This window comes from Enterobacter sp. 342 (assembly GCF_036663495.1).
GTDB lineage: Bacteria > Pseudomonadota > Gammaproteobacteria > Enterobacterales > Enterobacteriaceae > Enterobacter.
Genome location: NZ_JAWUEI010000014.1, coordinates 13,205 through 24,855 on the forward strand (window position 1 = coordinate 13,205; position 11,651 = coordinate 24,855).

At 54.0% G+C, this 11,651-nt stretch carries 9 protein-coding genes and 1 pseudogene; 4 read left to right on the plus strand and 6 right to left on the minus strand.

The genetic code is table 11. From position 1 onward, the window contains the following. Nucleotides 1-124 precede the first annotated feature (124 nt). From ppc to V6E55_RS13040, 3 genes and pseudogenes are all read left to right on the plus strand, one after another. Nucleotides 125-2,776 carry a phosphoenolpyruvate carboxylase gene (gene ppc / locus V6E55_RS13030; RefSeq protein WP_114980083.1) on the plus strand — a complete coding sequence of 884 codons (2,652 nt, stop codon included), beginning with the start codon at nucleotides 125-127 and terminating at the stop codon, nucleotides 2,774-2,776. A gap of 54 nt (nucleotides 2,777-2,830) precedes the next feature. Next, nucleotides 2,831-2,992: pseudogene (locus tag V6E55_RS13035) on the plus strand (AraC family transcriptional regulator); the annotation flags it as partial. Nucleotides 2,993-3,086: 94 nt separating this feature from the next. Beyond that, complete coding sequence (locus V6E55_RS13040; RefSeq protein ID WP_332637252.1) at nucleotides 3,087-3,248, plus strand: hypothetical protein; 162 nt, start codon at nucleotides 3,087-3,089, stop codon at nucleotides 3,246-3,248. Here the strand turns inward: V6E55_RS13040 and V6E55_RS13045 are convergent. The 5 genes from V6E55_RS13045 to metB all read right to left on the minus strand — a co-directional run bounded on the left by V6E55_RS13045 (nucleotide 3,196) and on the right by metB (nucleotide 10,762). Continuing rightward, nucleotides 3,196-3,525: a hypothetical protein gene (locus V6E55_RS13045; RefSeq protein WP_316943011.1), complete on the minus strand. Its 330-nt coding sequence runs from the start codon at nucleotides 3,523-3,525 to the stop codon at nucleotides 3,196-3,198. The two genes, V6E55_RS13040 and V6E55_RS13045, sit on opposite strands and share 53 nt — an antisense overlap. 168 nt (nucleotides 3,526-3,693) lie before the next feature. Further along, nucleotides 3,694-5,865, minus strand: a complete 2,172-nt coding sequence (gene katG / locus V6E55_RS13050) for a catalase/peroxidase HPI (protein WP_236920284.1) — start codon at nucleotides 5,863-5,865, stop codon at nucleotides 3,694-3,696. A gap of 207 nt (nucleotides 5,866-6,072) precedes the next feature. Continuing rightward, nucleotides 6,073-6,963, minus strand: coding sequence for a methylenetetrahydrofolate reductase (gene metF, locus V6E55_RS13055; RefSeq protein WP_316943012.1), 891 nt, complete (start codon nucleotides 6,961-6,963; stop codon nucleotides 6,073-6,075). A 203-nt stretch (nucleotides 6,964-7,166) separates the two neighbouring features. Then, nucleotides 7,167-9,599 carry a bifunctional aspartate kinase/homoserine dehydrogenase II gene (locus V6E55_RS13060; RefSeq protein ID WP_114980094.1) on the minus strand — a complete coding sequence of 811 codons (2,433 nt, stop codon included), beginning with the start codon at nucleotides 9,597-9,599 and terminating at the stop codon, nucleotides 7,167-7,169. A 2-nt stretch (nucleotides 9,600-9,601) separates the two neighbouring features. Further along, nucleotides 9,602-10,762: a cystathionine gamma-synthase gene (gene metB, locus V6E55_RS13065; RefSeq protein WP_114980095.1), complete on the minus strand. Its 1,161-nt coding sequence runs from the start codon at nucleotides 10,760-10,762 to the stop codon at nucleotides 9,602-9,604. A 276-nt stretch (nucleotides 10,763-11,038) separates the two neighbouring features. Here metB and metJ point away from each other — a divergent pair, with 276 nt between their 5' ends. Then, nucleotides 11,039-11,356 carry a met regulon transcriptional regulator MetJ gene (metJ, locus tag V6E55_RS13070; protein ID WP_003862042.1) on the plus strand — a complete coding sequence of 106 codons (318 nt, stop codon included), beginning with the start codon at nucleotides 11,039-11,041 and terminating at the stop codon, nucleotides 11,354-11,356. Between the two features lie 48 nt (nucleotides 11,357-11,404). Here metJ and rpmE read toward each other — a convergent pair whose 3' ends face one another. Continuing rightward, nucleotides 11,405-11,617, minus strand: coding sequence for a 50S ribosomal protein L31 (gene rpmE / locus V6E55_RS13075; protein ID WP_003862040.1), 213 nt, complete (start codon nucleotides 11,615-11,617; stop codon nucleotides 11,405-11,407). Nucleotides 11,618-11,651 lie beyond the last annotated feature (34 nt).

The window sequence follows — 11,651 nt, forward strand, 5'->3', positions numbered from 1 at the left end:
TGAACCGTTTTCGCAGCAATTGACGACGGGGGTTTTACGTGGCTTTATAAAGGGAGATGACAAAATAATGTTCAGAAGATTTTCGACTGGGCATAAACAAAAATGATGGGGTGACTGGGTTTTTATGAACGAACAATATTCCGCGTTGCGTAGTAATGTCAGTATGCTCGGCAAAGTGCTTGGAGATACCATCAAAGATGCGTTGGGGGAGAACATCCTCGACCGCGTTGAAACCATCCGCAAGCTATCGAAATCTTCTCGTGCAGGTAATGAGGCCAATCGTCAGGAGCTGCTAACCACGTTGCAGAACCTCTCTAACGATGAGCTGTTACCCGTTGCACGCGCATTCAGCCAGTTCCTGAACCTGGCAAATACCGCTGAGCAATACCACAGCATTTCGCCAAATGGTGAAGCTGCCAGCAACCCGGAAGTCATTGCCCGTACGCTTCGTAAACTTAAAGATCAGCCAGGCCTCAACGAAGACACCATCAAAAAAGCGGTGGAGTCCCTTTCGCTGGAGCTGGTACTGACTGCTCACCCAACCGAAATCACCCGTCGTACCCTGATCCACAAAATGGTGGAAGTGAACAACTGCCTGAAGCAGTTGGATAACAAAGACATCGCTGACTACGAACGCAACCAGCTGATGCGCCGCCTGCGCCAGCTGATTGCCCAATCCTGGCACACCGATGAAATTCGTAAGCATCGCCCAAGCCCGGTTGACGAAGCCAAATGGGGCTTTGCGGTGGTAGAAAACAGCCTGTGGGAAGGGGTTCCGAACTACCTGCGCGAACTGAACGAACAGCTGGAAGAGAACCTGGGCTACCGCCTGCCGGTGGATTTTGTGCCAGTGCGCTTCACCTCCTGGATGGGCGGCGACCGCGATGGCAACCCGAACGTTACCGCAGAGATCACCCGTCATGTCCTGCTGCTGAGCCGCTGGAAGGCCACCGACCTGTTCCTGAAAGACATTCAGGTGCTGATTTCCGAACTGTCGATGGTTGAAGCAACACCGGAGCTGCGCGAGCTGGCTGGTGAAGAAGGTGCCAGCGAGCCGTATCGTTTCCTGATGAAAAAACTGCGCAGTCAGCTGATGGCTACTCAGGCCTGGCTGGAAGCACGTCTTAAAGGCCAGCGTCTGCCAAAACCAGAAGGTCTTCTGAGCCAGAACGAACAGCTCTGGGAACCTCTGTACGCCTGTTATAAATCTCTGCAGGCCTGTGGGATGGGCATCATCGCCAACGGTGAGTTGCTTGACACCCTGCGCCGCGTGAAGTGTTTTGGCGTGCCGCTGGTGCGTATCGATGTGCGTCAGGAGAGCACCCGTCATACTGAAGCCCTGGGTGAACTGACCCGCTATCTCGGCATCGGCGATTATGAAAGCTGGTCCGAAGCCGACAAGCAGGCCTTCCTGATCCGCGAACTGAACTCCAAACGTCCTCTGCTGCCTCGCAACTGGGAGCCAAGCAACGACACCCGCGAAGTACTCAACACCTGCAAAGCGATCGTTGATGCGCCGAAAGGATCGGTGGCGGCCTATGTGATCTCCATGGCGAAAACGCCATCCGACGTGCTGGCCGTTCATCTCCTGCTGAAAGAAGCGGGTATCGACTACGCCCTGCCGGTCGCGCCGCTGTTTGAAACCCTCGATGACCTGAACAATGCCAATGATGTCATGACCCAGTTGCTGAACATCGACTGGTATCGTGGCTTTATTCAGGGCAAACAGATGGTCATGATTGGCTATTCCGACTCCGCAAAAGATGCGGGTGTGATGGCGGCATCCTGGGCCCAGTACCAGGCGCAAGATGCTCTGATTAAAACCTGCGAGAAAGCCGGTATTGAACTGACCCTGTTCCACGGGCGTGGTGGTTCGATTGGCCGTGGCGGTGCACCGGCTCATGCCGCACTGCTGTCACAACCACCGGGAAGTCTGAAAGGCGGTCTGCGCGTAACCGAACAGGGCGAGATGATCCGCTTCAAGTACGGCCTGCCAGAAGTGACCGTCAGCAGTCTGTCGCTTTATACCAGCGCGATTCTGGAAGCGAACCTGCTGCCACCGCCGGAGCCAAAAGCGTCCTGGTGTCATATTATGGACGAGCTGTCAGATATCTCCTGCGATCTGTACCGTGGCTACGTGCGTGAAAACAAAGACTTCGTACCTTACTTCCGTTCAGCGACGCCTGAGCAGGAGCTGGGTAAACTGCCGCTGGGCTCACGTCCTGCTAAGCGTCGCCCAACCGGTGGCGTAGAATCTCTGCGTGCTATCCCGTGGATCTTCGCCTGGACGCAGAACCGTTTAATGCTGCCAGCCTGGCTGGGTGCCGGTGCCGCGCTGCAGAAAGTGGTAGAAGATGGCAAACAGAGCGAGCTGGAAGCTATGTGTCGCGACTGGCCATTCTTCTCAACCCGTCTGGGTATGCTGGAGATGGTCTTCTCGAAAGCTGACCTGTGGCTGGCGGAATACTACGATCAGCGTCTGGTGAAACCTGAGCTGTGGGCATTGGGTAAAGAGCTGCGCGAGCTGCTGGAAGGCGACATCAAAGTGGTGCTGGATATCGCCAACGACTCACACCTCATGGCAGACCTGCCGTGGATTGCCGAGTCTATTCAGCTGCGTAACATCTATACCGACCCGTTGAACGTCCTGCAGGCAGAATTGTTGCACCGCTCGCGTCTGGCGGAAGAAGAAGGTAAAGAGCCGGATCCACGCGTTGAACAGGCGCTGATGGTGACGATTGCAGGCGTTGCGGCAGGTATGCGTAACACCGGCTAATGCTTTATGCCCGGCAGCGCTGCGCTTGCCGGGCAATACCTCGGTATTCACATCATGCACCATGATATCCCCCACATCCTGACTGACCTGATAAACGGCACGTTGTCGCTACGTCAGGTGCATTTTGCAAATCCAGCCTCCTCTGCACCCGAACTTGCCTTTCAGGTCGATTTTCCTCGTCTGGAGATCGTCACTGAAGGAGCAATGGAAGATGTAATGGATATTGCTCTCTTTCCCGGTCAGAGTCGTCGTCAGTGGGCTGACACGATGATCAATCTGGAAGCCTGGAACATGGAGACTATTTCGCTATATACCGGTCGATTATTACAGAAAAGTCAGTACATTAAGTCGACCAAAACTAACTATGAAAATAGTTGGATACGGAGTGAAGGCTAAAGTTATTTTTGATCTGATGACAATCACTGATCGCCCTCAATCCTGGAAGCATACTGTTTATACCGCCAGGCTTTAAATGCGAGTTTGGCGGAAGTCAAATACCAGATAAAAGGTAATCCTACAATCAACGAAAAAGCCAGAGAGAGTGTGTTATTTTTTGTCGAAAAAACAGATGCTAAAATCAGGATTACGGAAGCAACAATAGTTATCCACTTAGCTACATTAAATCGTTTTGCTAAATCCTGAATTACTTCATCAAGAGTTCCCCCGAAATTCTCTACATTTCTTTTAATTCTCTGGAGTTCTGTATGACTGAAGCCGGACTCCAGCAGTGCTTTATCGCTAACTTTCATGGATTTTTATCCTTAAAATTCATCAGAACATCGCAGGTTAGTTCACCCGAAAACAGGTGATAAATCGCCACATACAAATCCAGTTTTGATATAGCGCTTCTTACAGGAATGGGAATAGTCGCAGCCCACATGGTGTTAAAAAAATCCCCGCCGAAGCGGGGATTTTTATTACTGCAGGTCGAAACGATCCAAATCCATCACTTTCGCCCATGCTGCAACGAAGTCACGGACAAACTTCTCGCTGGCATCGCTGCTCGCATAAACTTCTGCCAGCGCGCGCAGGACGGCATTAGAGCCGAAGACCAGGTCAGCGCGGGTCGCAGTATATTTCACTTCACCGCTGGTGCGGTCGCTACCGGCAAAGAGTTCGTTTGACTCATCGGTCGCTTTCCACTGGGTATTCATATCCAGCAGATTGACGAAGAAGTCATTACTCAGCACGCCCTCACGGTCAGTGAACACGCCATTCTTGCCGCCATCAAAGTTTGCCCCCAGTACGCGCAGGCCGCCGATCAACACCGTCAACTCAGGCGCGGTCAACGTCAGCTGCTGGGCCTTATCAATCAGCAGTGATTCCGTGGTCGAGGCATTAACCTGTGCACGGTAGTTGCGGAAGCCATCGGCAATAGGTTCGAGCAGGTTAAACATCTCGATATCCGTTTGATCCTGACGAGCATCCACACGGCCCGGCGTGAACGGTACGGTGACGTAAACGCCTGCCGCTTTCGCAGCCTGCTCAACACCCACTACACCCGCCAGCACAATGATATCTGCCAGGGAAGCTTTGTTGGTGGTGCGCTGAATAGCTTCCAGAGCAGGAAGTGCACGAACCGCTGCGGCGTTCACATCCCAGTCACGCTGAGGTGCCAGCGCCAGACGTGCGCCGTTCGCACCGCCACGCTTATCGCCGCCGCGGAAGGTTGAAGCAGACGCCCAGGCAACAGAAACCAGTTCGCTTACGGAGAGACCCGATGCCGCAATTTCCGCTTTCAGACTTTCAATATCTTCTTTCGAAGGGTTGAACACCGCCTGTGGCAGCGGATCCTGCCAAATCAGATCTTCTTTCGGCACTTCCGGACCAATGTACCGCGCTTTTGGCCCCATATCACGGTGGGTCAGTTTGAACCATGCACGTGCGAAGGCTTCGTTGAAGGCCTGCGGATCGTTCAGGAAACGACGGGAAATTTTCTCGAATTCCGGGTCAAAACGCAGCGTCAGGTCGGTGACCAGCATGGTTGGTTTGCGTTTTTTCGACGGGTCGAACGGATCAGGCATAATGTCCGGCGCATTTACGGCTTCAAACTGAATGGCACCCGCCGGGCTACGTGTCTGCACCCACTCATATTTGAACAGGTTCTCGAAGAAATAGTTGCTCCACTGGGTCGGGGTTTGTGACCAGATGACTTCCAAACCAGAGGTAATGGCATCTTCGCCAACGCCAGAGCCGTGCGTGCTATGCCAGCCAAGACCCTGCGCCTCAATCGGTGCGGCTTCCGGATCAGCACCTACATGGGTCGCTTCACCTGCGCCGTGGGTTTTACCGAGAGTATGCCCCCCCGCAATCAACGCGACGGTCTCCTCGTCATCCATACCCATGTTACCGAAAGTGGCGCGGATCGCCGCTGCCGCTGACAGCGGTTCGCCGCTGGCATTTGGCCCTTCCGGGTTAACGTAAATCAGGCCCATTTCGGTTGCGGCCAGTGGACGCTTCGCCAGCTCTTCCGGATCGCGGTGCTTCAGCCAGGTCGTTTCATCGCCCCAGTTAACGTCCATATCCGGTTCCCAGACGTCTTCACGCCCGGCACCAAAACCAAAGGTGCGGAAGCCCGAGTTTTCCAGCGCCACGTTACCTGCAAGGATAAACAGGTCAGCCCAGGAGATTTTTTGCCCGTATTTTTGCTTAATTGGCCACAGCAGGCGACGTGCTTTATCCAGGCTGACGTTATCAGGCCAGGAGTTCAGCGGCGCAAAGCGCTGTTGACCGCGTCCTGCGCCACCGCGCCCGTCAACGGAGCGATAGGTGCCTGCACCGTGCCAGGCCATACGAATAAACAGACCGGCATAGCTGCCCCAGTCGGCTGGCCACCACGGTTGAGAGTCGGTTAAAAGTGCTTTGAGGTCGCCTTTAAGCGCGGAATAATCAAGTTTGCTGAATTCTTTGCGGTAGTCGAAGTCTTCACCCAGAGGGTTCGAACGGTTGGAATGTTGGTTAAGAAGGTCGACACGGAGTTGTTTTGGCCACCAGTCACGGCTGCTGGTACCTGCCCCCGCGCTCTGATCGTGACCGCCCTGATGGAACGGGCATTTGCCGACTTTATTGGTATCGTCTGACGTGCTCATCGCTATGCTCCCTTTTACAGTGTTACCGTTACGATATACGCCCTTATTGATAAGGTACAGTTGGGATAACCCACAGATTCGATAGTTAATTCCGTTTAATTACACTTTGAAAATTTATGACTTTTGTACGTCTTTGGCAGAATTGCCGATATGACAGGAAAATAAAACCCTTATAAATCAAAAAACCCTCCGAAGAGGGCTTTTTTGTTACACGCCTGGTCTAACACCGAGCGTGTGGCATATGGCGTAACTCATCTCCGCACGGTTCAGCGTGTAGAAGTGGAAATCCTTCACCCCTTCACGACTTAAAATCTTCACCATGTCCATCGCGATATTTGCGCCCACCAGCTTGCGTGTTTCCGGGTCATCGTCCAGCCCTTCGTACATTTTAGACATCCAAAGCGGAATACGCACATTCGTCATGTCAGCAAATTTCTTCGCCTGTTTGAAGTTAGAGACCGGCAGAATACCCGGGATAATTTCAACGTCGATGCCCGCTGAAACACAACGGTCGCGGAAGCGCAGGTAACTTTCCACATCAAAGAAGAACTGGGTAATCGCGCGGTTTGCACCCGCCTCCACTTTACGCTTCAGGTTAAGCAGATCGGCCTGGGCGCTTTTCGCTTCCGGGTGAACTTCAGGATAAGCAGCAACGGAGATATCAAAATCGGCCACGTCTTTCAGCAGCACGACCAGGTCGGCAGCATACATTTCCGGCTTACCGCTACCCGGCGGCAGGTCACCGCGCAGGGCAACAATATGACGAATGCCGTTGTTCCAGTAATCCTGGGCGATAGCACGCAATTCTTCACGGGTTGCGTCGATGCAGGTGAGATGTGGGGCCGCTTCCAGACCGGTACGATCTTTAATGCCTTTAATGATGCTGTGCGTACGGTCACGCTCGCCGGAGTTTGCACCGTAGGTTACAGAGACAAACTTCGGTTTCAGGCTGCTGAGACGATCGATAGAGCTCCACAGGGTTTGCTCCATTTCACTGGTGCGCGGCGGGAAAAATTCAAAAGAGACGTTAATCTGGCCGTTTACTTCGGCCAGGCTCTGATTCAGGGCTTCCCGCTGGTTGGCGTGAAAAAAGCTCATACCGTACCTCTATCTTTCGCGTGTCGTTGTTTGTTGTGTTGTGAACTTCTATACGTTTAGACGTCCAGATGTAAAAATGACGGAAAAGCGGAGGGACGTCAACAGAAATAATCAACAATAAAGGTGAGGTTTGCTCAGGGAATATGAGGAAAATTCATGATGAGGGTAATTCCCTCTCCCGGTGAGAGAGGGAACTTTAGGTATTACAGCAGCTTAGCCAGACGGTTGATGTCGGACTGAATTGCGCCAGCGGTCACATCGCGCCCCGCACCCGGTCCACGGATCACCAGTGGGTTATCACGATACCAGCGGCTTTCTATTGCGAAGACGTTATCGCACGGCAGCAGTGCTGCCAGCGGATGTTCAGGACGCACCGCCTCAACGCCCACACGCGCTTTACCGTTGGCCTCAAAACGCGCCACATAGCGTAGTACCAGTCCCATCTCGTTCGCCGCTTCCAGACGCTGTACCATCTGTTCGTTAAGCTCTTCACCATTTTCAAAGAAATGATCTACAGAACCTTCTTCACAGCCAGCAGGCACCAGTGATTCGACGCGTACCGAATCCGGTTCGATGTCGTAACCGGCTTCACGCGCCAGGATCACCAGCTTACGCATTACGTCTTTACCGGAGAGGTCAACACGCGGATCGGGCTCGGTTAAACCCTGTTGCCATGCCTGATCTACCAGGTCGGTGAACGGTACGGTGCCGTCAAACTGCAGGAACAGCCAGGAGAGCGTGCCGGAGAAGATACCGCTCAGCGCCAGAATGCTATCGCCGCTTTCAATCAGGTCACGCACGGTGTGGTTAACCGGCAGGCCCGCGCCCACGGTGGCGTTATAGAGCCAGTGACGCCCTGTTTTTTCAAACGCGTCGTGGATCTGACGGTATTTATCGGTGCTGCTTGCCCCCGCCAGCTTATTGGCGCTAATGACGTGGAACCCATGGCTGGCGAAATCAAGATACTGATCGGCAAGCTGTTCGCTGGCAGTGACGTCCAGCACCACCAGATCATCATACGGGTGCGCACGCATCCACAGGAACAGCGACTCTTCATCCTGCTCGACAGCTTCATCATTAAAGAAAGCAAGCGCACGGCTGGCGTCCAGCCCTTCGTAATTCAACAGGCTGCGACGGCTGTCCACCACGCCTGCGAGAATAAATTCAAACCCGGTACGTGCAGAGAGAGTCACTTGCTCGCGGGCGAACAGCTCCAGCCAGCGGGAACCGATGTTGCCTTTACCGAACAGCACCAGGCCGATGCGTTTTTCCGCGCGGAACAGAGAGGTATGCAGACCCTGAATGAGGCTCTCGGTAGGCCCTTTACGCAGCACGGCGACCAGGCTGATGCCCTCTTCGGACTGCCAGGTAAACTCAACCGGCTGGCCTTTCAGCTGCTGCCAGAAACGGTGGCAGTGCAGAGGGTTACGGGTGACACCCGCCCCAACCATCGCCACCAGCGCCAGCCCCTGACGCAGACGAAGTTCGCCCGGCAAGCCCGCTTCATCCAGAATTTTCAGCGCGCTGTCCGCCACTTCAGCGGTGTAACAGAACTGCAGCAGCTGGCGGTCGTTGTGCACGCCAACAGCCAGCGGACGCACCTGAGCACGCTTTAACACCAGGTCGATGTCTTTATGTGCCAGTTTGAAATCCTGTCCTGCTGGAACCTGGAACTCAATCAGGCAGATGTCGTCATGGCTGGTAACGATACGAGCACCGGTACCGGACGCCAGCACGCGCTCAATACGAGTAGAACCTTGATCCGGGGTGTAACTGCAGCGCAGTTGCAGGTCAATATCGCTGCCGGAAACTGGCTGCAGCGTGCGCGCGTGCAGTACCGGCGCCGCCAGACGTGCCAGTTCGCTGGCTTCGTCGAGACGCAGCAGCGGCAGTAAACAGGCATCTTTCACTTTGCGCGGGTCGGCACTGTAAACACCGGCCACGTCACTCCAGATGGTGACACGGGACACGCCCGCCAGAGCCCCAATTTGCGTTGCAGAGTAGTCGGAGCCGTTACGCCCCAACAGTACAGTTTCGCCCGCGTTGCTGCGGCTGATAAAGCCGGTGACGACAATACGTTTGCCCGGATGCTGCACCAGCAGCTGTTGCAGTAACGGGTAAGACAATCCTTCGTCGACCTGGGGCTGTGCAGCACGTTCAGCGCGCAGGAAGTCACGTGCGTCGAGCCAGGCGGCTTCAACGCCGAGATGTTGCAAAACAGCAGCCATCAGGCGAGCAGACCACACTTCCCCGTGACCGACCACTTCGGCATACACCGCATCGGTAATGCCGCTGTCCAGCAGGGCAGCCAGACGCTCAAGGTCATGGGTGAAGGCACTGATCAGCCCGTCTGCTACGTCTGCAGGCAGCAAGCCGGCAATCAGCTCGCTCTGATAACGACGTAAGGACTGTTGCACCTGATGCGCAGAAAGGCGATCGGTCTGGCTCAATTTCAGCCAGCTAATCAACTGGTTGGTGGTGCTGCCCGCCGCAGAGACAACCATCATGTCCCCCGGCTGCGAATACTCTGTCATGATCCCTGCGACACGCAGATAACATTTCACATCAGCAAGACTACTACCACCAAACTTGTGCAGTTGACGACCCTTCGCCCCTGCCTGCGCTATCACACTCATGATTACCCCTTGGCTGCGACCCGGAAGCCATTTTCCAGATCGGCAATTAAATCTTCAGAATCTTCAATACCGGTTGAGATTCGCAGCAGCGTCTCAGAAATACCGGCGGCGGCACGTGCTTCGGGTGCCATACCTGCGTGCGTCATGGTTGCGGCGTGGGAAATCAGGCTTTCAACCCCACCCAGGGATTCCGCCAGCGTAAACAATGACAGCCCGCTCAGGAAGCGACGCAGCGTTTGCTCGTCACCGTCCAGTTCAAAACTTAACATCGCGCCAAATCCCTTCTGCTGGCGCGCGGCGATCTCGTGCCCCTGGTTTTCCGGCAGCGACGGGTGATAGAGCTTCTTCACCAGAGGCTGCGTTTTCAGGAAATCGACAATCGCCTGAGCATTACGCTGCGCCACTTCCATACGCGGCGACAGCGTACGAATGCCACGTAACAGCAAATAGCTGTCGAAGGCACCCGCGGTGACGCCAATATTATTGGCCCACCATGCCAGTTCCGTGACAACCTCGGGGTCTTTTGCAATCACCACGCCCGCTACCACGTCAGAATGGCCATTCAGATATTTAGTGCATGAATGCAATACCAGATCAGCACCCAATGCTAATGGGTTCTGAAGGGCCGGACTGAGGAACGTATTATCCACTACACTTATCGCTCCCGCATCCTTTGTGAGCTGACAAATTTTCGCAATGTCGACAACGCGCAACAATGGGTTGCTTGGACTTTCCACCAGTACCAGCTTCGGTTTCTCTGCCAGCGCCTGTTTCAGCGCCTGTTCGTCGTTTTGATCGACAAACAGCACGCGATAACAGCCGCGCTTCGCCAGACTATCAAACAGACGATAGCTGCCGCCGTAGCAGTCGTGCGGCGCAACCAGCAGGTCACCCGGTTTCAGGAACACCGTGGTCACCAGATGAATGGCGGACATACCGGTATTGGTTAATACTGCACCTGCGCCACCTTCCAGCTCTGCCAGCGCTCGCTGGGTCACGTCACGCGTAGGGTTACCACGACGCGAGTAGTCATGCGCGCGGGGTTCATTAAATCCGGTGAAATTATAGGTACTGGAAAGATGAATGGGCGGAACAACACAGCCGTACTGCTCGTCATCATTCAATCCGCTACGCACTGCGATGGTGGCCTGTTTACGCGTCATGGTGAAGGCTTCCTGGCTAATTAGGTGAAAAGTCAGGCACCAGAGTAAACATTGAAAGTATGGACGTCAATACATCTGGACATCTAAACTTCTTTGCGTATAGATTGAGCAATGCGCAAATAGCCGTTAAAATTATATGCTTTAGTGCACGCTGCAGCGGCAATATCCGTGCCACGGTATCGTCTCTACGGTAAACTAGGCAAGATTACGGTTCAAAACCCAGAGTTACAGGTTTTGCACCCTTAGATAAATGACTGAGAGGATTAAAGGTATCTCATGGCTGAATGGAGCGGCGAATATATCAGCCCATACGCTGAGCACGGTAAGAAGAGTGAGCAAGTAAAGAAAATTACGGTTTCCATTCCTCTGAAGGTGTTGAAGATCCTCACCGATGAACGTACGCGTCGTCAGGTGAATAACCTGCGCCACGCAACCAACAGCGAACTGTTGTGCGAAGCGTTTCTGCATGCGTTTACCGGTCAACCGTTGCCGAACGATGACGATCTGCGCAAAGAGCGTAGCGACGAAATCCCGGAAGAGGCGAAGGTGATCATGCGTGAACTGGGTATTGACCCGGAGACGTGGGAATACTGAAAAGCGGATACAAAAAAGGCACCTTGCGGTGCCTTTTTTTCGGGAAACTTATTTAGCGCCCGGGATGCTGAAACGCTTGTTGAAGCGGTCAACACGGCCACCGGTTGCAACATCACGCTGCTTACCAGTGTAGAACGGGTGGCATTTGCCGCACACGTCCAGGTTCAGATCGTGACCCACGGTAGAGCGGATCTGGATAGAGTTACCGCAAGAGCAGTTTGCAGTAATCATTTCGTATTTCGGGTGAATATCTTTTTTCATGGGAGAACCTCAGTTAAGGCCGCGTCGCTCTTCC